Raw genomic sequence first — 22,780 nt, 5'->3', positions numbered from 1 at the left:
GTTTTGGCCCGATAGTCAGCCACTAGACTATCGAGCCAAATTGTTCTGCGCAAGTTATAAATTTTCTTCTGCAAAGGAGGCTAAACGGCTGCGCACTACCCCGTTTAAATTAACTGTTGCACTACCTTCAAAGTCTTTAAAACGCTCAACAATATAAGTAAGGCCGGAGGTAACGGGGGTTAAGTAGTTACTATCTATTTGCGCTAAATTACCGCTACAAATTAGTTTTGTTCCCTCGCCACAACGGGTAATAATAGTTTTAAGCTGAGATGCCGTTAAGTTTTGGCTCTCATCCAAAATTACCACTGCATTTTGAATACTACGCCCACGCATAAAGTTCACCGACTTAAACTGTACATTGGCTTTTTCCATTATGTAATTTCGACTCGAAATTGGGTTCTCGTCTCCTTTGTGTAGTACCTCTAAGGTGTCGGTAATTGCAGCTAACCACGGCGCCATTTTTTCTTCTTCGGTACCGGGTAAAAAACCGATAGACTCAGCTATTTCGGGGGTATTACGCGTTACAATGACCTTGTCGTAAATACCACGCTCAATCACCATTTCAAGCGCACTGGCCAGTGCCAGTAATGTTTTAAGGTATTATAAATTATAAATAGACACACCGACCGACCGATTAAATGCTATGATTTACATTAACCATTCTGAAAGTCGATGAATTTTTTAAGGTATACCTAAGTCAGCCCATGAAAAACTATAACAATAAAAGCATCCTCAACATCGACAATGCAATTTTCCAAAGCTTAGCCCCAAAAGGTAGCTTTTTACAACATTGTTTAATCTGCTCAAAATGGGATGATGAAAACGAAAAAAGCTCTTCTCTTGCGCATTACAATTTACGATTAGCGATATCAAAGTTACTGCAACTGATAAAAGCTGACGAAGAAGAGCACCAAGCATTAATCCATTTATTAGTGCGTAAACCAGAAACTATAACCATCACAGATCTAATCCAAGGTTACAAGTCAGTTGAGCTAGCATTAATAAACAGCTTTCCTTTGAGCAGAGCCAAAAGTTACAGCACCGCAGTCAGAAACTTTTTCAATTCATTCAGTGCTCCCATAGAAAGTGGCTTCAATGCATCAGAATTAGCTTATGAAACACTATTATCAACAACTGTAGACTTTAAGAAAAACCCTAACATCGACCTTTTTACCGTCTATGTAAGAAATCAAACAAAATTTGCCGTTATTGATCCCGATACCTTCCCAAATCTATTTGTTAACGATTCGGTTTTACACAATCTTCTGGTCAATTTAGAAAACGCATCAAAAGAAGCCCCCTTTGAATACTCAGTCATTGCGGGCTTAAAAAAATTAATACGTGAAATTGATCAGTGGCCTGAATATTCTGAAATAAAAATATTACTTAACAGTCCCTTAAACTTATTAACCCCAAATAAAATTAACGATGCACTAATCGATTTTGAGAAATGCTTACATAAGGCATTGCCAAATAGAAAGTTGAATCAGCTAAGTACACTGTTTAGACAGAAACTATTTGATCATGGACTAACCGCTCCTGAGCTAAATAAAGCGAAAGACCTCTTCAAAACCAATTTCAACAGCTCAGGTCAGTTAAAATTTAAACCACGATTCATAATACAATGTAAGAACGTTGAGCATATTGTAGATTCGTTTCAACTACCATTGGTTCTGCCGTTAGAGAGTGTGGGCGAGAATTGTTTTAATCAGTTCGAAAAAATATCAGAAACCAGCGTTGCCGATACGGACAGCGTAACTGACCTAATAGAAATCTTGATGCTGCTTCAGCAAGGGGGATATAGTGACGCGAGACTATTATTAGCTAAAAAACCCGAAGACTTGATTACTTATAATGTTTCCAAGGGTTTAATAGATCTAGAGCTATTAATCACCAAACACTTCCCAGACAAGAAACAAGAAAAGCTACGCCTTATTCGTGACTTTCTGAACTTATGTGATATCCCAACTCAAAGTGGAAAATTATTAAACGATTTTGAGATTGATTCGACTATCAATGTAAAAGAAAAAGTTAAAACTATGGCTTTTCAAGGGTATTCCAAAGTTAACGGTAAAAAGAGTGATGTTACCGTCGAGTTTAACCTGACCAAATTAACCCCCTTATTAAAATTAAATAGCGTGCTAGTCACGGCGTTGAACAACCTACAAACGTACACAAAAACCACGCCGATGCCTGCCATATCTTTATCTGACATAGAGCGAACTTTAGGCTATGTCGTAGATACATCATTAGAGTCAGCGCAAGTAAGGCATATCCTTATCAGCCCTTTATCTGACCTAGAGCAGCGGGATTTCAGGTTGGGCTTTGCTCAACTTGAAGACATCATCGATGAGCAAGATATACAATTAAAAGCACCTAGAAGCCAAAGTCTACGAACATTTTTAAGTAATCACGCGGGTAAAATCAACGGCCAGATTGATATAAAAAACTGTGGTTTCAAATCTCGGTTTAGCGCTTCTGATGAAATGAATGCTCAAAAACTAATTGAGCCTGTAGATGAGAATGGCGATGTCTTACCCAGCCCTATTTTAAACCAACAACAATCGCTGTCAGAACTAAGAAAAAGTGTACAAGCGTACTTTGAAAAGCCAATTAACCAGATACTAAATGCGTGTAAGAAAGAAGTTGAATGTTATAAACAGCTTGTATCTACTTTTAACACTTATACGGAAAAAGACGAAAATGGGGTTCACATCAAAGATACCCCAGAAGAAGTTACTGTTCTAGTTAAAGATAATCAGGTTGACGAAGGTCGGTTGATTTTAAAGTCACAAGCGAGTTCCATCAGAAAGGAATTTACAAATGAAGTTGTGATAGGGGCTTACCTTCGACATCAACTATCCATTGGCATATCAGGCTCAATTTACTGCTCTCAAAAATCTGAGTTAATCCCGACTTATGTGAAACACTGGTTTCCTAACTCAAGTACAGGTATGAGAGATTTCTTTTGGTCAGGCATATTTTTGCCTAAAAATGTTCTTCTTGTGTGCTTTATAAGATTAGTTATCAGAACCACTTGGAATAAAGATGTAATAGCTACATTGACTCGTGCAAATTTGCCAGAGCAAATGCCAGAAGGATCTTTTGTACTTGCTGGCTTCAAAGAAAAAGTAGGTAAAGAGACTACGCCCGTTACGATTGAGCCTCATGAAAGAGAAATTCGTGAGGTGATCAGCTTTCTTATCCAACATCATGACAACATGATACGAATGGACTTTCAACCAGATAGTATTTGGGATACTCCGGGTTCGACAAAACTAAATTTCCTATCGGCAGCTATTATAGACAGGCTGCGTGATCACTACACCCTTCCATATTTCCGGATGGAGTTATTAGCCAAACATCAAATGAACCTTAGAAAAGGTATCGACGGTAGCTTGGTTAATTCACAACGAGAACGGAATCATGCAAGCAGTAGAGTCACTTCTGCTTATCTAACGCACCCTATCGCCGTGATTGAATATGAAGCCAACAATGCTGACTTTCAGCGAAAATTTGAGACAACCGTCCAGTTTAGACATAAAGAAACATCAATAGAGAAATACGGCTTAGATCGCAACAACATTGACGAAGATTTAATCGTAGCACCAGCAGACCATAAAGAAGAATTGCCAGATTGGTTCATTTTAGCAGACGGCTCATCATGCACAGACATCTTCGCTGCTGTTGATAAATCTAAGCAAGATAGCATTTGTAAAGGTCGAAAATGCCATTCAGGAGAAGGATGTGAGTTCAATCGCGTAGAACTAGGTGTTGATGAATTTGTACGAACTCTGCGACATCAGGCTTATTACATAGCACGTGGTGAGGTGCTGCTGGCAAAGCATGGTAGAGAGTATTTTGATGAGTATATAGCACCTGACATGCGATTTACGTTTGGTTTAGTGAAGTATGTAGAGTTATCCAATCCTCTAATGTTCAAAGACGCTAAAGGGAGATTAGAAAATGAACAGTAATCTTAAGTACCAGTTCTTAGAAGACATAAAGCCGGAAGAGATACTGGAAGAGCATGACGACCTGCTTTTAGAAAATGCAAAACTGTTGCAAGTTACAGATGAAAAGCTCTCTATTGAAGGTACTGTTTTACATTATCATGCAAAGATCACTGGCGCGAAAGCCAATGAAACGGTAGTGCAAAAAGGCTCTGTAGATCTACGTGATATATGGGTTCCCGGTGCTGCGGGGTGGCAGCACCCAGTGCCTATCTTGGTTTACCCTGACTATGCCAAGGCGCTTGTTGAAATCGTCGATATCTATGCAAACAGAGCTAAACATACGCCGACATTTGTAAAAACAGGGATAATGTCGCAAGTTAACGTTGCAGCGCAATTCATTGAATATATGTGCTTACATGGTCATCTCGTACTAAATGGTGTAAATCAAAAGCAAATCGATAAGATGAAAGTAACGCTCAAAGAAGGTGGTATTCCAGCAACGCTAGCCTTGCATGAACGAGTTAATTCATTTGTCGATTTGTTAATCGAGAATGACGAACTAGAGCCATTTTTAATCAAAGACGGTAATACCGAAAACTCTAAAGTAACTAGTATAAGAGTACCTAAGATTGCCCAATGTATCGGTGCGGTTAGTCTAGAAAATCAAGTTCCAACCAGCGTTTACAAAAAAGTAACAGAACACCTAAAATCAAAGGGAGTTAAATTCGGTGCTCGTTTAGCATCTAAAGGCGCATCTGCACCTTCTCAACCAGCCGTTAAATCTTTGAATAACTGGTTTGGTACTTGGAATAGGTTTGCAAAACTAGATAATGAAGATCGGATGCAGTTTATTCCTTTTCCTAACCCCAACCAGCTTTCTAAAAAACTAGGTAAAGTTGCTGGTCGCACAAAAAATTTGGATTTAGAACATGTTGTTGATCTATTAGGCGGTTCACACCTTTGGGTATACGAATATTCATCCAAAATAATTTCATTAGTAAATGAAATTACCAACTTAAAAAATCAATACCTTGATGAAGGGCTTCGCCATCGAACACTGACTGAAGGTAGATTTCCAGAGTTTTTAGTTAGTTCGAAAAAAGTTAAAGAGCTTGAAAAACTGCTAGGTATTGAAATTCACAAATCGAGTTTAACCGCTTCAGATAAAGATTCTGAGGCGTTCTCTGTAACCGAAGTAATCACGTTATTGATGACCGCATGCTATGTCATATTGCAAACTTACAACGCAAGAAGACAAGCCGAAGTCCAGCACCCTCTTATTGGCATTACGGAAGAGTTCTTTCGCTGTAAAGATAAAAAATTCAATTGGTATCAAGCGTGCTTTTATAACGAGAAAAATGGTGAGCGACGCTGGTACACAACTAACAACGGTAGCACTAAAGCAATTCAATGCTTAATTAAATTGAAAAAAGCATGGGGCGCTGTTGATGTTGACGGTTTGTTTAATGTGCCAAGTTTTCGAATTGATGATCAAGGAAACTTTAAACACTATAAATATCATTTTAATAAGGGAAAAGATTCAAAGATCACTGGCAATGCATTTTTAAAAATGGTGCTAGATGATGCTGAAGTGGACATGTCAAGCCACCCATTCAGACGTATCTACGCTGTTATTTACCATTATCAGTATAAAAACGCAGACTTACTAGCATTATGTCACCAGCTAGGACATGTTGATCCCGAAGAAACAACTGTTTATGTAACGGAGCCTGCCGCTAGAGAAACGCATGAGCAACTTCATCATAAAACCAAGCTGACTCGAAATGAGAAAGCTGAATCAACCATTGCGATAAAAGAAGAAAATAAGTCTCTAGATAAAATCATTGCTGAAGTAGGTGTTGAAACAACGGCAAAAGACATTCTGGCTTTACTTATGGGCACCGAAGAAATGGCAGGTAAATATACTTCTTATTTGAAAAAGGTTTACCGCGTTTTGCAAAAGAGTGTGAGGTTCAACAACTATACCAAAGACAAGTACGGTAAAGGCTTTAGCGAATTACCTGACGAAGAAAAAAGTAATGAAATAGCTCAAGTACTTGATGCTAGAGGTCATAAACACAAGCCTAAACCCCACGCAACTTGCCATAAAAAAGAGAATGAAGCTAAAAAGCATAAGTCTCCTTGTGAGCCATCTGTTTGTAAGGGCTGTGTATACCAAGAAGTAAAACGAACTCAACTAAACATAATGAAAGAAGACTTAATCGCGCTAAAGGCTGTCCTAACTGATTTTTCAATGCTTCCTATTGAACGTATGCGAGCAAAGGAGCAAAGCGATAACTTATCTATTTTGATAGAAAGCCATGAACGCGCAATGGAAAGAAGTAAGAGTATTTTCAAAGGGGGGCAACCTAATGGCTAAGACAAATCAAAACCAAGATCCTCAACAAAAAGAAGCCTTTGAGCGTATTGAACGAAAAGTAGAAATACTTGAAAAGTGGGCAAACGAAGGCATCCCTTTTGTATTGGTTCAAGGTAATAAACAAGTTGATGACAAAGGAAAATATGTCCTTGAATTCTTTCCTACCAGCCCTACAGGACTTAGAAATTGGAACGGTAAACAAAATAGTAAGGAAGTTGTTAAGCAATATGATATTCCGCCATATACAACGTCTGCAAAGTCTTTAGATGCTATACCCACGAGCTTAAAATTAAAAATTTATGGCGATAAAAATAAACTTAACCTTTGGGAAAGGCTGAAGTTTAAGGCCAAGCTGCAAGCCAACACTAAAGAAAAGAACGCCCTACAAGAGCTAGAGGAAGAGCTGAAAATATCTAAAGCTAATCACCAAGGGCTGGCATACGAGTTAATTGAACTTCGAGTGACTAACAAACACTTGGAAGAAGAAAACTGCACGCTAGAGAACCAGATTGAAAGTGTACGTTTGTCTATAAAATCCCAGCTTGATCTGAAGAAAAAACAACTTAAGCAGTCTGATCTAAAGAGCAAGCAGCTTAGCATCGAAAATACAAAGCTAAAAAAGCTTTTAGACGAACATGGTATCGACTACGAAAATGCTGACGAAAGCACCTCTATTATTGATTTTCCGGGGAAGTAAATCATGGTGAATAAGCGCAGAAAATCTTCTCAGGATATCGGTAAACAGAATGCTAAAAAGATAGCAGATTGGGTAAATACTTCGCCTGTTATCCCTTTGTATCAAGGTCGGGTTAACAAGACTCAAATTTTCAAGATGCATAATGTGCCTAAATCAACACTTGATACGAATGAAGATCTACAAAAGTTATTTGCTCCTGATGGTCCAATAGAGAAGCTAGTTCGAAAACAAAACGGGCTTGAGATTGAACTACCTGATGATGTTGAAGAAGAAAATTCAGCAAAAGAAAATGTAGAAAATATGGTTTCAAATAGTGAGCTTGAATTGAAAGTTAAGGTATTAGAGACCCAGCTTAACTCTATTCAATTAGATCTGGCTTCAGAAGAGTTTTTGTTGGCAACAGGTCGGTATATTCCAAAGCTTTACTTGGATGACGGTGACGTGTGATGCAAATAAGCAATATATCATTTCACGAAGATGTTAAGCAATTAACAGGCGTAGTCACTTTAGTTCGGCACTATACACAAGATAAACGTGGTATCTCATCTATATTTTTATTAAAGGTTGCACGTGAAAAAATAGTCGTTAAGGCTGAATTCGGTGCGATTACGTCAATCCCGCAAACAGGAGAAATCTGGAGAGCGACTGGTGATTATTCCTTTGATAAAGAATATGGCTCACAGTTCATTGTAGATGAGGCTTTAAAGCTGCACCCCAACGCAGAAATTTCAACTGAGGTACTTTGTGATTTCCTTATCTACAACGCCCATTTTGTCGGTATAAATAGCTATTGGACGAAGAAACTTAATCTCGCTTTTGGTGAAGATTTATTTGCAGTTTTACAAAGTTACTCAGCTAAAAAGTTATCTAACTGTAAAAAGCTAAAAATCTCACCAGTTATGGCTCAAAATCTTTGTGATGGTTGGGCTAAGGCTGTTGGTGAAAGTGAATTAAATCTATTTTTTGAACGACACAAATTACCAGTTGAGTATGTTGAAAGTACTCGTCAACTACTAGGCCGTGACGCAATTAGCTTGATAAAAAAGAATCCATATCTGCTCTATCCTATAACATCTGTAAATGCTGCAAAGCGGACATGGAAATCACTAGACAAAAAAGTAAGAGCTAACTTTGATATCAATTTAAACGATAAGCGTAGAGCTATTTCATTTGTTGAATCACTACTTTATTCAGCACATAGCAATAACGGTGATATGGCGTTACCTGCTAATGAAGTCAAAGCTGAACTGATTGAAGCAGGCATTGGGCTTGAACTTAATGAAATTGAAGACTGTGCTTTTCAGACACTTTGTTTCAACAAACAAAATGACACTATACAAATCTTAGGTCATCAGGCGATTGAAAAGGCAATTAATGCATTACTTCACAGGCGTTTATCTAAGATAAAGCAGCTATTTGATACGAATTCGTTGGCGTTTGACGAAACGTTATCAATATTAGATCACCACAGTGTTGAACTAAATCCTCTTCAGTTACAGGCATTAGGTAATGCCTTTAATCGACCTGTTTCTTTTATTGTAGGAGAAGCTGGTACAGGAAAGTCTTTGCTATCCCAGATCATCATTGATGTATGCCTTAATAATGGTATTAACGTTTGGAGAGTTAATTCAGTTGTTTGTAATGGAGACAATATACTGCCTAATTTAAAGGGAGAATCTATTAATCGCTTCATTTCACAGGCAAAAAAGCGAAACCTAAAAGGCGCATTGTCAGGAGCACTTATACTGATAGAAAATTCACATTCAGTTGATATGTTAACGTTATATAAACTATTAAAGGTTGTTCCTCTTAATGCTCACATTTGTTTTATTGGTGATAAATTTACATTACCGCCTATAGGTCCGGGATCGTTTTTTAAACAAGCTGTTGAATTGAAAAGTGAAGCCGTAACAGAGTTAGTTGAGGTCAATGGTGCCGAGTCCCAGCTTAATATCCAGCGGCTATATAGCTCTTTAATGGGCAGCACGGCATCATCAGTATTTGATGCTATTCCTGCATTTGACGTGTCAAAAGAACAAAGCCTAAGTATTTACCATACTGAAGATAAATCTCACGAGATGCTTAGTGCCATTACAATCAATATTTGGTTCGAATTGATTCCAATGTTAAGTGATGTACCTAAGATCATTTGTTCGAATCCTCAGTTATGCGATGACATAAATTCTCAAGTTCAGCGTATTCGTTTTAACCGAAAAAAAGTAGCAAAGCTAGAAATTGGAGAATCTGTTTTCTATGCGGGGGAGCCTATTATTTTTGCTAAATCTAATAAGTTTGTTGATGTACCAGTTGGTACGTTGGCAAACATAGCAGAAATATACGAAAAGCCTGTCGTTATATATGGGCGTGAGTATTGGATGAAGATAAACATTGGCGATGATTGTATCGATTTGTCATCAGATGATATTGAAAGTATTTCGCTGTGTTATGCAATTACGGCGCATAAGGTTCAAACTAATCAATTTACTCATTCCTTAGTTGTTTTGGATAATTTCTATTTGATTAATAAACCTTGGCTTTATACATGTATTAACGCTTCTAGTGATTCCATTCTGTTTATCGGCAATAAGAGCCAGCTAGTTGCTCAAGTTAATACAACTGATTTTAGTGCTAAAAGACATCACGGCACCCCTTTGAAATTGGAGGTTTCAGGTGAGTAACAAGATTACTGAAACAAAAATACGCTATGACCGTCACGATCACTACGTCTATCAAGATATTAACGGAGAGGTCCTTTGGGGACCTACTGATTTTCTAATCGATCTTGATAGAGATCCTAAAACCAAGCGTACCTATAGAAAAGCGTTTAGACGATTATTTAAATTTTTGAACTCTGGTAAACATAAAATAAGCTGGCTTGAAATGAATGACTCTCGCATGAGGGAATTTAGGACGTTCTGCTTGAAAGAAACGACAACAGATTCACGATATCGAGGTGATGAAAACGTTGCTAAACAGACGGTCAATAGCGACTTTTTGATGCCAATCTATAACTTTTATCATTGGGTACAAAAGCAAGGTACATATCACCCAAATATTCTTGGTTTTGATCCGGCTAATAAGTTCTCATATCAAATAACATCATCATTATTGTTGAAGGAAATCGCCGTATCTAGAAACGAAAAGCCAAACAATGATTCACTTTATCCAGAATTATTCAGAGATTGTGATAAAAGAAGTAGACAAAAGAAAGATGCTAGCGAATACGAACTAGAAGAATTAAACAATTATATCATTAATGAATATGACGGTTATGAACGCACGTCATTATTGCTAATTGCGCAGATTATGAATGAAACTGGTAGTCGCCCAATTTCAGTTAGTAGTTATAAAAGGCTTCAATTTTCAGATGAAATTATCACTAAAGAATTCGACCTAAACAAACAAGATTACTTGTCGGTTGTTCCGAAGCTAGCAAAGCAAGGTAATACTATGCCGATAAACTTTAGGTTATCTACTGTGCTAGCAATTAGTCATTTCATTAAGAATGATTTGAATGAATTTCTTAGGAATGTTGATACAGGTAGCTATGAAGGGCATTTGTTTTTAGACCCTAACAGCTTTAAACCACTAACGGCAGAGAATATTAGCAAGATCTTTAGTGAAATCACCACAGAACTTGGCTGGCCTAAAGGTAAATCAATTTATTCTTTACGTCATAAGTTTGCAGGAGATAGCCTTGATAAACATCTGGACGCTGCAATAGAGTTAGGTTTTAGTGCAAGTGAAACCGCTATTGCACTTCAGTTGGAAAGAGAAATGACCCATCGCAGTTCAGGCTCCTTAGAAGATTATATTTCAAGTCGAAAAAGAACAATGCAAAAAACGGAGTCTTTTAAAAAGTCATTGAAGATTAGTGAATTAGAATCAGATAAAATACGTCTTGAATTGGAAAAGAAAAAAATGATTGAAATTGCCGAACAGAAAGATAGTGAGAATCAGAAATTACTATTAGAGATAGAAAGGTTAAAAGCTAATTTGACACAACAAAGTTAGTGCAAATAATTATATAAATTTATTTTTAATCAATAAATGGTTAGACTGAATTGTTAAAGTGTTAGGCGAAAGAGGCTGTAATTGGGATTAATAGTACACGGGAACGTAGTCAAGGTTGACCACAGTAACAAAGAGTGGTTAAAAACAACACCTCACGGAAATCCCACTAAAGAAGTTATAGAAGGGCTTACGGTAGTGTTTAGAAATCTGTGTCATTTCAGTATTATTAAGAAAACAGGAGTGACACATGACTCAATCTTTCGACTTCAGCAAAGCATTAGCTGAACTTCAAGCTGGTAAAGATCTTACTGGCGAAGACGGTGTTCTAACACCATTAATCAAACAACTCACCGAAGCGGCTCTTAAAGCTGAATTAGAGCAGCATTTAGAATCTGAGACCGAAGTTAACCGTAAAAATGGTTCAACCAAAAAAACAGTTAAGTCATCCATAGGTCAATTCGAACTTGAAACGCCCAGAGACCGTTCAGGTTCGTTTGAACCTCAGCTTGTTAAAAAGAACCAAACCAAGTTAACGCCTGAAATTGATGAGAAAATTCTATCTATGTTTGCTTTAGGTATGAGCTACCGAGATATTCGAGGCCACATACAGGATATGTATGGCGTTGAAGTATCAGAGGCCACCATCACTGCCGTAACAGACCAACTGATACCAGAGCTTAAAGCATGGCAAGCGCGCAGCTTAGACACGCTTTACCCGTTTATCTGGCTTGATGCCATTCATTATAAGATTAAAGAAAATGGGCGCTACGTGAGTAAGGCTATTTATACCGTACTAGGTGTCAATATCGAGGGCCGCAAAGAGTTACTTGGTTTATATGTCTCTGAAAGTGAAGGGGCTAACTATTGGTTATCAGTATTAACAGATTTACATAATCGTGGTGTATCCGATATTTTAATTGCCTGTGTTGATGGACTAAAAGGTTTCCCTGAAGCAATAGCAACAATCTATCCTGACGCCGAAGTACAGGAGTGCGTTATTCATCAAATTCGTAATTCGATGAAGTATGTTGGGGTTTTGCGCCCATCCCCTCGAAATTAACCTTAGTCTAAATTTTTAAGCTTTTTTCTAACTCTAATTACCGTACTTCGACTAACTCCAACTGCTTCAGCCGTTTTATTAATACTAAATCCAGCTTCAGTAAACGAGGCAATCCTATCATGAGCCTCTAAATCAGGCTGACGACCGTGATAAAGTCCCTTTTGCTGTGCTTTTACAATACCTTCTTTTTGCTTACGTTCACGTTCTCGATATTCTTTATATGCACTGGCCGCTAATATTTCTAACAGCATATTATTAATAGCACTAAGTATTGATCTCATAAAATCATCACTTGGAAAACTGCCAAATGTTAAATGACTGGTTGGTAGATCTAAACTAACAACACTAATTCCTTTTTCATTTATTGAGGCTACAAGAGTTTTCCAATCATCAGGGCTTAGCCTTGTTAAACGATCGATTGATTCAACTAACAAAACATCACCGGACTCTGATTCATCCAATAAACGAATTAGCTCTGGTCTATCTAAAGAATTACCAGATTTATTTTCTATATAAAAAGAAGCAATTCGTTTGCTGAAGCCAGAAACGAATTTTTTTAATGAGCTTTTTGCTCTATTTGCATCTTGCTCAGAAGTTGATGCTCGTAAATATGCTCTTATGAACATTTTTGCCTAATTAGGTCTATTTAGATGGTGTCATATCATATAGGTTTATTTAAGTGGTGTCATTACGTAATTGCCTGTGATATATTAACAGTATCTTTAGGGTGTACCCATGTAGAACTGCATGTAATAACACTAATTTGGACTTTGATAATGAAAAAGGATAAACCATACATTGTTGTGGTTTAATATTGTTGTAACAACGGTAACTTTACTTATTTAATAGAAGAAAAAACAAAATCAATTAGCGATGTTTAAACTGGTATTCATTGATGGTCACTTTAATTAGATATAAAGTAAGTAAACAAAAAGTCAGTAAGGTAATTGATAACGTGTCTAAACGAACCATAAGTATGTTGGCTAAAGAACTGAGTGTAAATGTCGAAACAATTCGCTTTTATGAACGCAAAGGCTTAATTAAACAACCACCAAAGCCTATGCAGGGCTATAGACATTACCCGAAAGAAACGGTAAATAGAATACATTTTATCAAGCGTTCTCAAGAATTAGGTTTTACGCTAAATGAGATTGAAGGGTTACTTGCGTTAAACGATAGTCCATGTAGTAAAGTACAAGAATTAGCTAATAAAAAACTGATCGCAGTACAAAAAAAGATGGCTGACTTGTTGTTGTTAGAACACGCTTTGGAAGAACATTTAGGACAATGCCAAAATAATGATGACGATAGCCACTGCCCAATAATTGATTCGTTGCAACCGAAGTAAATGATTCACTTAACTACCATTTCCCACTAAAACAGCATATCCAATTTTACTTCTGCGCCTTAATTCAAGTTAGCTTATTCCCCGTATCTGTCGTAGCAGATTATCAAAGATAAATTTTTTATAAATCACCCTTGACTCCGTACTTAGGTACATGCAATACACTTGCATTATCACTTAATGAGGTATCTATATGAATCAAAAAGAATCAAACCTTCCAATGATAGGAGGCATCATAGCAGCATTAGGCGCAGGCGTATGCTGTGTAGGTCCTTTGCTCCTGTTATTACTTGGGGTAAGTGGCTCATGGATTGGTAATTTAACTGCATTTGAACCCTATAGGCCATTATTTATCGCATTTGTAGTGTTGTTGTTTGGTTACTCAGGTTGGAAAATTTACCGTCCTGTAGAAGAGTGTGAGCCGGGAACGGCCTGTGCAATTCCTAAGAAACAGCAACAACGAAAAGTCATTTTCTGGCTGAGCGCTATAGTTGCGACAATTTTAGTGACCAGTAATTATTGGATACTTTTGTTTGCTTAATATACAGATCAAGAAATTTATAACATTTTAAAATTTGGAGCTAATTATGAAAAAATTATTATTAACCGCACTGCTTTCACTTTCTAGTTTTGGTGCTTTTGCTGAAGTAAAAACAGTTACACTGGAAGTGCCAACGATGAACTGTGCGACATGTCCAATCACAGTTAAAAAGTCATTAGAAAATGTTGATGGCGTTGAAAATGCGAAAGTTACCTACAAGCCTAAGCTAGCTGTTGTTTCTTTTGATGACACTAAAACCAACATCAATGCATTAATTGCAGCGACTACCAACGCTGGCTACCCTTCAAATTTAAAAAGTGAAAATAAGTAATGTTTAGCCCCTTAGAACTAGTTACGCGTATCGGAGATAAAGCAGGCTCTATAGGTGCACTTGTTTCGGCAATGGGATGCGCCATGTGTTTTCCCGCGATAGCTAGTCTTGGTGCGGCAATTGGGATGGGATTTCTTAGTCAGTGGGAAGGGGTATTTATCAATACGTTGTTACCACTGTTTGCAGTATTAGCGCTGGCAATGAATATCTTAGGCTGGTTTAGCCATCGTCAATGGCACCGTAGTTTTATCGGTTCAATTGGCCCCATTTTGGTTTTACTCTCTTTATACCCTTGGTTCCAGTACGGGTGGAGTTCATACGTTACTTATACGGGGCTAGGACTAATGGTTGCTGTATCAATTTGGGACATGGTTTCTCCTGCGAATAAACGCTGTGATGATGAAACTTGTACCGCTTAACTTTTTAAGAGGAATAAAATATGTCAACGAATAGTTGTTGCTCGTCAAATGACATCCAGCCAGAACAATTACATGTAGCCATTATTGGTAGTGGTTCAGGGGCCTTTGCCAGTGCGATTAAAGCAGCAGAAGGCGGAGCAAGAGTTACTATCATTGAAGGAGCCGATGTAATCGGAGGTTGCTGTGTAAATGTCGGCTGTGTTCCTTCAAAAATATTGATCCGTGCTGCGCAATTAGCGCATCAGCAACGTACTAACCCGTTTGATGGTTTAGAAAATATTCAGCCACAACTTAGCCGCTCCTTATTAGCACATCAGCAAAACGCTCGCGTCGAAGAACTACGCGATGCTAAATATCAACGTATTTTAGAGAGTAATCCCGCGCTATCTTTACTTAAAGGTTATGCACGTTTTAAAAATCAAAATACCTTGCTAGTTCACAAGTCTGATGGTAGTGAAGAAGAGCTGGTTGCAGATCGCATTTTAATTGCAACAGGCTCTACACCAAGCATTCCGCCAATTAAGGGTTTAGTTGATACACCTTATTGGACATCAACAGAAGCCTTATTTGCAGAAGAGTTACCGAGTAGTCTAGTTGTCATCGGCTCCTCCGTTGTTGCTCTGGAAATTGCGCAAGCTTATGCCCGTTTAGGTAGCCGTGTGACAATTCTAGCCAGACATACCCTTTTATATGCTGAAGATCCGTTATTAGGTGAAAAACTGGCAGAGTGCTTTGAAAAAGAAGGTATTAGGGTACTTAATAATACGCAAGCAAGTCATGTTTCTTATGATAGCAATGGTTTTTCATTGGAAACTAACGAAGGAACATTAATCGCTGAAAAATTGCTTATCTCTACGGGTCGCCATGCAAATACTGGAAAGCTTGGTTTAGAAACTGTTGGTGTTGAAACAGATAAAAGTGGTGCCATTGTTGTTAATAGTATGATGGAAACATCAACAGCTAACATTTATGCCGCTGGAGATTGCTCCAATATGCCACAATTTGTTTATGTTGCTGCTGCTGCCGGAAGTAGGGCTGGAATTAATATGACAGGTGGAAATGCGCAACTCGACTTATCTACCATGCCTGCTGTTATATTCACCGACCCACAAGTTGCTACGGTAGGTCTAACCGAAGTACAAGCTTCAGCGGTAGGAATAAATACGATAAGTCGTGTACTTGATATGGAAAACGTACCAAGAGCTTTAGCAAATTTTGAAACGGATGGTTTTATCAAGTTGGTAGCTGAAGAATCCACGGGAAAACTGATAGGCGCACAAATTTTAGCCCATGAAGGCGGAGAACTGATTCAAAGTGCGGCTCTTGCTATTCATAATAAAATGACAGTCGAAGAATTGGCAGGTCAACTATTTCCGTATTTGACGATGGTTGAAGGATTGAAGTTATGCGCTCAAACCTTTAGCAAAGACGTTAAAGAGCTATCTTGCTGCGCAGGGTAATCATTTAACGGTAATGTACTTACAGAAATGTTAATGGAGTGCCAATTGATTGAATGTAATCAAGATATCTTAAGGCATTCCATTAACAACACAAATTGGAAGCATGCTAAATCATGATTAAATCTAAGGTTGAAAACATTCCTGTTGGTGAAGTCAGTTTTTTGACAGAGATACCTGACATCAATAAGTTCATTAGTAGTGATGATGATGCGTTGGATTTTCCTTTGAGTATTTCTCAACTGGCACTAGCTGCACAAACATCTGTCCATACGGTAAGAAATTATGTTCTTGAGAACTTAGTACACTGCGAAGAAAAAACTAAGTCAGGCCATTCACTTTACGGCTTATGTGCATTAAAGAGATTAAAGTTCATTCGAGCAGCAAGGGCGGCAGGTCTTCTTGTAGTTGATATCAAGCCATTACTAATGGCAATAGATGCAGGAGAAAGAAAAGTTCCTGAAGACATCCAAAAGCTGCTACTTACTAAAATCGAGCATAGAAAAGTATTTTTAAATCTAGTAACAAACCAAATTGAAGAGTTTTGCAATTAGAACAATTATAGAACAGTTCATGGCTCGACTAAAAACTTGTTAGCTTATCTGTTTTCTATCAATGTTAGCTTGTATATATCAAGCATATAGAATATCAACACCTCCAATTTTTAATGGCACTTTGATGCGCAGTACCTTTTGAATTAGAAATACAAACAGATGGCATTCTTTAACTTATTGATTCTACATCACTAAGTAAACCAGCTAAGTCGATTTCTTTGCGGTCTTTATTAAAGGCATATTCCCCATTTAGATTAATGTGTTGCCAAGCAACAGGTGAAAGCCGAGAAATAACATCAACCACATCTTGCCTACCGTTCCTCTCTTGGATTTGTAAAAATGCCGATAGTAACGCGGAATTATAATAAATATTGTATGCAGGCATATTAAATGCCTCGAAGAAATGGACAATGCCAATCCATAATTGGAATCTGACATTGTCGCAATTGGCCATCCACTTCGAAGGTAGGTTAGATGGTGTGCTAGATATTTAGCAACTTAGGCTGACACAGAATTCTGAACGCCCTCCCGTTGTAGCCATTTTCTCGATAGCTGCACTTCTTGCTGTCGCATCTCAACATTTTGCTTCCGGCTCATTTATCTCCATCAGAACACTGATGCTATTTATAGCTTTTTCAATGACGCTCTTAGCGGTGCAAAAACTGAAAGACCTATACAGTTTCACAAATTCGTTTATTACTTATGATTTACTAGCGATGAGATGGATAAGATATGGTTATATTTATCCCTTCATTGAAGCATATGCAGGTATTGGTATGGTTGCCCAACTACAGCCTCTCGCAGTGGCACCATTTTCATTGTTTATCGGCACAGTTGGAGCAATTTCAGTTTTCAAAGCCGTTTACATCGACAAACGCCAGTTAAAGTGTGCCTGTGTAGGCGGCGATAGCAGTGTGCCACTTGGATTTGTATCGCTATCTGAAAACTTATTTATGATCGCGGGAGCATTGATTATGCTGCTGATGTAAAGGTATAGCTCTATTCGGCGGCCCCTTAACTGTTAAGATTAGACCTAGGATGCCAGCCCATACCTTTCTAATTCATATGTAACATTTTTTCTGTCGTACTGGCATCAAGATAACCAGAACTGAGCAAACAATCTCAAAGGTTGTACAAAATAACACTAAAGTTTTTTCATTAAGTTTTATTGTTATGCTCTTGTGGTGGCTTTCGCCACCACTTTATTAGTTTTCAAGTTCCACCATATCTTTCGCTGCAATGTCACCAGACACTAGCTTTACAGTTGCGAAATGATCATTCACAATTTTAGTAATTTGTACCGTTCCTACCTTTTCGATAGTGTAGGGATCTTCACCTTCACTCAATACTATTCTTTCATGGAATCTAATAACACTGTATTTTTGCCCAACCTCTGCGCCATGCTTAGCACCAATACAGATTAGAGTTCGATTATCAGAACTTTCTACTACCTGACCTCTCATCATGTATTTATGATAAAAAGTGGTATTGGAACAACCCACTAAATATAAACCGAATGTAAGCAATAAAAGAGCTTTTATATAGGGTGTTTTCATCACTGTTACCTCATTTGACTAACTAATTATCTATACACTTTTTTATGAATTCATTTGTTTTTCCGGCCAGCCCCCGAAGGTGCTTGATGACAACTCCAAGGCTTATGAACAGAGTTATCTTTGATGTTCTGATCAACAAATTTATAGTAACTTTCTTTAGTATGTGTCCACCAATCATCATGAACATCTGCGCCATACTTACGGATTACCTCCTCAATCCCATCAAGGCTTACGTTTGCGGCATCATAGGCAAGGTGTATTTCACCTTCTTTGATGTTGTAACTAACTTCATCTATACCAAAAAGCTGATCTATTTCTTTTACTAACTCGTCACAGCTTTCTTCTGTGACATTGCTAAGCTTTAGGTTTCGAACAACTAAATTTTGCTCTTTAACGCCAACTCTATGATTTAAATCGCTCATAATTTTTCTCCTAATGTTTGTGTGAATGCTGTTGATTGCTATCTTTCATTTCTTCCATTTTACGGTTCATCTGCGGCATCATGTTCCCCATCATTTCTAAATGATGTTCAGCCATCTTGATTTGTTGATGCATTGGCATTTCTTCCATGTTTTTGTGCATGGATTGCATCATCTTCATCATTGAACGGTGATGTTCAACCATCATCTGCTGTTGCTTTTCAGGATCTTTTTCAGTTTTAATGGCATGGACTTCCTTTTTCATTTCCATCATTTTTGAATGCATTTTTCCCATGTTCTCATGCGACATTGCCATGCCTTGATGCATATCCGATTTGTTCGCACCTTCATGTTTATTCTCATTGTTTTGAGCAAATAAGCTTGTGGCCGCCAATAGTGAGCTGACAAATAAAATTGATTTAGTTAACGTTTTCATGATTTTTACCTTCTATGTTCTTATTAAAATTTGGAATCCAACTTGGTGTCGATTCCATATACCTGTGGTACTCCGAACCAAACTCAGCAATCGCTTGTGCTTCTTCGCGTTTCGCTAGCTCGACGTAAACAACGACTAAGATCGGAAACATCGCAAGTGTTGGGATTGTCGGCCACTGCAATAAAAAGCCGAACATGATTAGAATGAAAGCTACATACTGTGGGTGGCGACACCTTGCATACCATCCAGTTGTAGCCAATTGATGATGTTTTTGCGCGTGATGCAATACATTCCATGCTGAAGACAACATAAAGAAACCTGCAACAATAAACACCATACTCACTATATGAAATGGGTCCCAATGGGCATCACCTTGAAATCCAAAGAAAGTATGTAATAAATGCCCATTTTCATGCGCAAAGAAATTTACTTCTGGATAGGTCTCCGTCAGCCACCCCGACAGAATATAGATAGTTAAAGGAAAGCCATACATTTCAGTAAATAGGGCAACAATAAAGGCAGAGAACGCGCTTAGACTTCTCCAATCAGTTGATGTTTTTGGTTTGACAAAACTAAAGGCAAAAAAGATAAAAATTGCTGAGTTCAGTATCACCATTGACCATAAGCCATAATCATATGTTTCATTCATCACTGCTTTCCTTTTTATGTGATTCCTTACGTGCCTTTTCTAACCCTTGTATGTAGCCATCGTGATAGGCTGCATTTTTATCCGTGAGTTCTTGAAAGCTCTCTTCCTTTTTTTCATCAGGCGCATGTGAATGATCGTGACCATGTTTACCATGACTGCCATGCATAAATACGTGCATCAAGGGGCATAGCAATAAAATCAAGTAGGGAAGAAATTGCAGCATATGTTGACCATGCTCAAGCACTAAGAAGTAGGTCACTGCGGCAATAAGTGCCAGTGCAGCCCAGCCTGTAGGTGTTGACCAAAAATTAGGGTGTTGATTTTTCATATTGCCCTCCTAAACGACTTTTAAGACACCGCGATACATTTGCATCTGACAGTGAAACTCATGCTCTCCCGGTGATAAGTTCAATAGGGTAATTTGAGTAATTTCATTTAATTTAAGCTGTTCGCTTATATCCAATGAAGGAATAAGCATTGTTTCAGCGCAGGGGGATTGATCTTTGCGCATAAACTTCAGAGTGACAGGTTGGCTAGCAGACACCTGAATTGAGGATGGGGAATACACACCACCCCTCACTTCAATGAGTACTTCATTACCTTGAACGATTGTTTTATTGGGTTTATATAGCCAAAACCACCAAACAATCAGCGCGATTAACATTAAGCCTAATAAGTTAATAACCATCATTGTGATTCTCCTTAATGCTCTTTTGCTTTAAAAAAGCGAAGTCGATTTGCATTTGACACTACAGTCAATGACGAAAACGCCATTGCAGCACCTGCAATTACAGGGCTAAGCAGAATGCCAAAGAAGGGATATAGAACCCCCGCAGCAAAAGGAATCCCGGCTACGTTATAGACAAACGCGCCAAACAAGTTTTGTTTGATATTTCGTAAAGTAGCTTTGCTTACCGCTATGGCATCAGCAAGGCCATGAAGTGAACCACGCATTAGGGTAATGTCAGCACTTTCGATAGCTACATCAGTCCCTGTGCCTATGGCGAAGCCAACATCGGCTAACGCTAGCGCAGGAGCATCGTTGATGCCATCTCCTGTCATACCAACAATTTCGCCGCCTTCTTGTAGCTCTTTCACCTTGTTGGCTTTATCTTCTGGCAGCACTTCAGCAAGAAACTCACTAATACCCGCTTTTTTAGCTACGGCGGCAGCGGTTTCCTTGTTATCACCCGTTAACATGATGACGCGTATACCATTAGCCTGAAGCCGTTTGATAGCAGAGATTGAGTCTGACTTGATAGGATCTGCAACAGCAATGATTGCTGCAAGTTCACCATCTACAGCAAAGTACATAGGTGTTTTGGCTTCTTTGGCTAAAGACTGTGCTTGTTCAACAAAGCCTGTGAGGTCTACGCCTTTTAACTTCATTAGTTTATCGTTTCCGAAAAGCAGGGCTTTGTTGTTGCAGCTTGCTTCTACACCAAAACCCGTAATGGCGTTAAAGGCTTCAATTTTTAGTAACTCAATATCCTGATCTAACGCACTTTCAACAATCGCTTGCGCTAAAGGATGCTCTGAGCCGCTTTCTAAACTTGCTGCAAGCTGTAGTACGTCTTTTTCGTCAGTAGCTTTTGCTAAAATAATATCGGTTACCTTAGGTGCCCCTTCAGTAATAGTGCCCGTTTTATCTAAAATCATGGCAGTGATTTTAGAGGCGGTTTGCAGTGCCTCACCGTTGCGAATAAGCACTCCGGCTTCTGCTGCTTTTCCTACTCCCACCATGACAGACATGGGTGTTGCCAAGCCTAAAGCACACGGGCAGGCAATAATAAGCACAGTAGTTGCTGAAACGATGGCAAAAGCAATGGCTGGCTCAGGTCCAAAGTTAAGCCATGCTAGCGCACTTAACACAGAGATAATCATCACGACAGGTACGAAAAAAGCTGAAATAACATCGGCCAAACGGCCAATCGGCGGTTTTGAATTTTGTGCTCGTTTCACCATATTGATGATTTGTGCAAGCGCCGTGTCTTTACCAACGCGTGTGGCTCTAAATAAAATCATGCCTGATTTGTTCAAAGTACCTGCGACAACCTCATCTTCTTCAGCTTTTTCAGCAGGCATAGGTTCGCCTGTCAGCATGGACTCATCAATAGAGGTGTGTCCTTCCAATACCACGCCATCGACGGGAATTTTTTCACCCGGTTTTACCTTCACAATATCGTTAAATAAAACCTGCTCAATACCTATCTGAACTTCTTTGTTGTCACGAACCACGGTTGCTGTTTTGGCTTGCAAGCCGATAAGACGTTTAATGGCCTCAGAGGTTTTACCTCTGGCTTTGATTTCTAATGCTAAACCTAAATCAATTAAGCCAATGATCATGGCGGTAGCTTCAAAATAAACATGCCGTGCCATCAATGGAACAGCGTCAGGTGCAAACACGACAACCATCGAATACAACCAAGCTGTACTTGTTCCTAAAGCTATTAGAGTGTCCATATTAGCGGAGTGGTTTTTAAAGCTTTTCCAAGCGCCAACATAAAAATGCTTACCTGAAAAATACATAACACCAAAAGTTAAAATGCCTACAACCAGCCAAGACATGCGCTCAAGGTTTGTTTCAACCGTCATTTCTCCAACCACAATGCTGTAGATCATCAAAGGAACGCCGAGTGAAAGGGCAATAAACGTATCGCGCATTAGCTTTTTGTAATATGCAAAATCCGCAGCCTCTTTCTCATCAAGCGCATCTGTTGCTGAGCTATCATCAATTGGCTTCGCGTTATACCCCACTGACTCAACAGCTTTGATCAACTCTTTTGTTTTAGCTGTCCCATAAACTGTTACTGTCCTATCAGCAAAATTCATTTCCGCACTGACGACTCCAAGAGTTGCCTTCAACGCCCCTTCAATTTTGCCTACACAGCTAGCACACCCAGCACCTTCAATGATAAGCTGTTGGTTATGTGATACTTTCTCCAACGTATTCTCCTTACTTTTAC

Annotated in this window: 21 protein-coding genes and 4 pseudogenes; 15 read left to right on the top strand and 10 right to left on the bottom strand. The window is 38.6% G+C overall.

The genetic code is table 11. The features are described from left to right. Positions 1 to 54: 54 nt before the first annotated feature. Positions 55 to 594: pseudogene (locus CWB60_RS00470) on the bottom strand (PhoH family protein); the annotation flags it as partial. Positions 595 to 704: 110 nt separating this feature from the next. Here CWB60_RS00470 and CWB60_RS00465 point away from each other — a divergent pair. From CWB60_RS00465 to CWB60_RS00435, 7 genes and pseudogenes are all read left to right on the top strand, one after another. Continuing rightward, a complete protein-coding gene (locus CWB60_RS00465; RefSeq protein WP_058405809.1) occupies positions 705 to 3,977 on the top strand; it encodes a hypothetical protein in 3,273 nt (1,090 codons plus the stop codon). Beyond that, positions 3,967 to 6,336, top strand: coding sequence for a hypothetical protein (locus tag CWB60_RS00460; protein ID WP_058405808.1), 2,370 nt, complete (start codon positions 3,967 to 3,969; stop codon positions 6,334 to 6,336). The genes CWB60_RS00465 and CWB60_RS00460 overlap by 11 nt, the downstream gene beginning before the upstream one ends. After that, on the top strand, positions 6,329 to 7,033 hold the full coding sequence (locus tag CWB60_RS00455; protein WP_058405807.1) for a hypothetical protein: 705 nt from the start codon (positions 6,329 to 6,331) through the stop codon (positions 7,031 to 7,033). Before CWB60_RS00460 ends, CWB60_RS00455 begins: the two co-directional genes overlap by 8 nt. Positions 7,034 to 7,036: 3 nt before the next feature. Further along, a complete protein-coding gene (locus CWB60_RS00450) occupies positions 7,037 to 7,480 on the top strand; it encodes a hypothetical protein (protein ID WP_058405806.1) in 444 nt (147 codons plus the stop codon). Further along, positions 7,480 to 9,711, top strand: coding sequence for an ATP-dependent DNA helicase (locus tag CWB60_RS00445; protein ID WP_058405805.1), 2,232 nt, complete (start codon positions 7,480 to 7,482; stop codon positions 9,709 to 9,711). Before CWB60_RS00450 ends, CWB60_RS00445 begins: the two co-directional genes overlap by 1 nt. Continuing rightward, entirely contained in the window at positions 9,704 to 11,047 is a 1,344-nt protein-coding gene (locus CWB60_RS00440; RefSeq protein WP_082653643.1) for a site-specific integrase, read from the top strand. The genes CWB60_RS00445 and CWB60_RS00440 overlap by 8 nt, the downstream gene beginning before the upstream one ends. A 247-nt stretch (positions 11,048 to 11,294) precedes the next feature. Further along, positions 11,295 to 12,077: pseudogene (locus CWB60_RS00435) on the top strand (IS256 family transposase); the annotation flags it as partial. A 32-nt stretch (positions 12,078 to 12,109) separates the two neighbouring features. On the opposite strand, the gene CWB60_RS00430 reads toward CWB60_RS00435, so the two are convergent. Beyond that, entirely contained in the window at positions 12,110 to 12,733 is a 624-nt protein-coding gene (locus CWB60_RS00430) for a recombinase family protein (protein ID WP_008467336.1), read from the bottom strand. A 350-nt stretch (positions 12,734 to 13,083) separates the two neighbouring features. Between CWB60_RS00430 and merR the strand changes: the two genes are divergently transcribed. The 6 genes from merR to CWB60_RS00400 all read left to right on the top strand — a co-directional run bounded on the left by merR (position 13,084) and on the right by CWB60_RS00400 (position 16,754). Continuing rightward, the gene (gene merR, locus CWB60_RS00425; RefSeq protein ID WP_033011277.1) at positions 13,084 to 13,455 is read left to right on the top strand and encodes a mercury resistance transcriptional regulator MerR; all 372 of its coding nucleotides are present in this window, start codon (positions 13,084 to 13,086) and stop codon (positions 13,453 to 13,455) included. A 190-nt stretch (positions 13,456 to 13,645) separates the two neighbouring features. Next, positions 13,646 to 13,993, top strand: a complete 348-nt coding sequence (locus CWB60_RS00420; RefSeq protein WP_016899520.1) for a mercuric transporter MerT family protein — start codon at positions 13,646 to 13,648, stop codon at positions 13,991 to 13,993. Between the two features lie 46 nt (positions 13,994 to 14,039). Then, the gene (gene merP, locus CWB60_RS00415) at positions 14,040 to 14,324 is read left to right on the top strand and encodes a mercury resistance system periplasmic binding protein MerP (protein ID WP_008110847.1); all 285 of its coding nucleotides are present in this window, start codon (positions 14,040 to 14,042) and stop codon (positions 14,322 to 14,324) included. Then, positions 14,324 to 14,743, top strand: coding sequence for an organomercurial transporter MerC (gene merC / locus CWB60_RS00410; protein ID WP_008467331.1), 420 nt, complete (start codon positions 14,324 to 14,326; stop codon positions 14,741 to 14,743). Before merP ends, merC begins: the two co-directional genes overlap by 1 nt. 20 nt (positions 14,744 to 14,763) lie before the next feature. After that, positions 14,764 to 16,203 carry a mercury(II) reductase gene (gene merA / locus CWB60_RS00405; protein WP_138577984.1) on the top strand — a complete coding sequence of 480 codons (1,440 nt, stop codon included), beginning with the start codon at positions 14,764 to 14,766 and terminating at the stop codon, positions 16,201 to 16,203. Positions 16,204 to 16,316: 113 nt separating this feature from the next. Next, entirely contained in the window at positions 16,317 to 16,754 is a 438-nt protein-coding gene (locus CWB60_RS00400; RefSeq protein WP_008110853.1) for a MerR family transcriptional regulator, read from the top strand. 169 nt (positions 16,755 to 16,923) lie between these two features. On the opposite strand, the gene CWB60_RS00395 is transcribed toward CWB60_RS00400, so the two are convergent. Continuing rightward, complete coding sequence (locus tag CWB60_RS00395; RefSeq protein WP_160327105.1) at positions 16,924 to 17,139, bottom strand: Tn3 family transposase; 216 nt, start codon at positions 17,137 to 17,139, stop codon at positions 16,924 to 16,926. Here CWB60_RS00395 and CWB60_RS00390 point away from each other — a divergent pair. Then, a pseudogene (locus CWB60_RS00390) lies at positions 17,123 to 17,248 on the top strand (IS256 family transposase); the annotation flags it as partial. The gene CWB60_RS00395 and the pseudogene CWB60_RS00390 sit on opposite strands and share 17 nt — an antisense overlap. Positions 17,249 to 17,281: 33 nt before the next feature. Beyond that, positions 17,282 to 17,743: pseudogene (locus CWB60_RS00385) on the top strand (MauE/DoxX family redox-associated membrane protein); the annotation flags it as partial. 216 nt (positions 17,744 to 17,959) lie between these two features. Here the strand turns inward: CWB60_RS00385 and CWB60_RS00380 are convergent. Genes CWB60_RS00380 through CWB60_RS00350 form a run of 7 tightly spaced genes read right to left on the bottom strand, consistent with a single transcriptional unit; the run spans position 17,960 to position 22,760 of the window. Then, complete coding sequence (locus CWB60_RS00380) at positions 17,960 to 18,310, bottom strand: hypothetical protein (protein ID WP_004589646.1); 351 nt, start codon at positions 18,308 to 18,310, stop codon at positions 17,960 to 17,962. 50 nt (positions 18,311 to 18,360) lie between these two features. Beyond that, a complete protein-coding gene (locus CWB60_RS00375) occupies positions 18,361 to 18,732 on the bottom strand; it encodes a hypothetical protein (protein WP_008467865.1) in 372 nt (123 codons plus the stop codon). A gap of 10 nt (positions 18,733 to 18,742) precedes the next feature. Then, positions 18,743 to 19,165: a hypothetical protein gene (locus tag CWB60_RS00370; RefSeq protein ID WP_138577982.1), complete on the bottom strand. Its 423-nt coding sequence runs from the start codon at positions 19,163 to 19,165 to the stop codon at positions 18,743 to 18,745. Beyond that, the gene (locus CWB60_RS00365; protein WP_138577980.1) at positions 19,149 to 19,814 is read right to left on the bottom strand and encodes a methyltransferase family protein; all 666 of its coding nucleotides are present in this window, start codon (positions 19,812 to 19,814) and stop codon (positions 19,149 to 19,151) included. The genes CWB60_RS00370 and CWB60_RS00365 overlap by 17 nt, the downstream gene beginning before the upstream one ends. Beyond that, a complete protein-coding gene (locus CWB60_RS00360; RefSeq protein WP_016899208.1) occupies positions 19,807 to 20,142 on the bottom strand; it encodes a DUF2933 domain-containing protein in 336 nt (111 codons plus the stop codon). The genes CWB60_RS00365 and CWB60_RS00360 overlap by 8 nt, the downstream gene beginning before the upstream one ends. Before the next feature lie 9 nt (positions 20,143 to 20,151). Then, complete coding sequence (locus CWB60_RS00355) at positions 20,152 to 20,505, bottom strand: cupredoxin domain-containing protein (protein ID WP_028834966.1); 354 nt, start codon at positions 20,503 to 20,505, stop codon at positions 20,152 to 20,154. Positions 20,506 to 20,516: 11 nt separating this feature from the next. Then, a complete protein-coding gene (locus CWB60_RS00350) occupies positions 20,517 to 22,760 on the bottom strand; it encodes a heavy metal translocating P-type ATPase (RefSeq protein WP_028834967.1) in 2,244 nt (747 codons plus the stop codon). Positions 22,761 to 22,780: the final 20 nt, after the last annotated feature.

Origin of the sequence: Pseudoalteromonas sp. S327, assembly GCF_005886415.1 — a bacterium.
GTDB classification, from domain to species: Bacteria; Pseudomonadota; Gammaproteobacteria; order Enterobacterales; family Alteromonadaceae; genus Pseudoalteromonas; species Pseudoalteromonas atlantica.
This window is presented reverse-complemented; position numbering and strand designations above follow the sequence as displayed.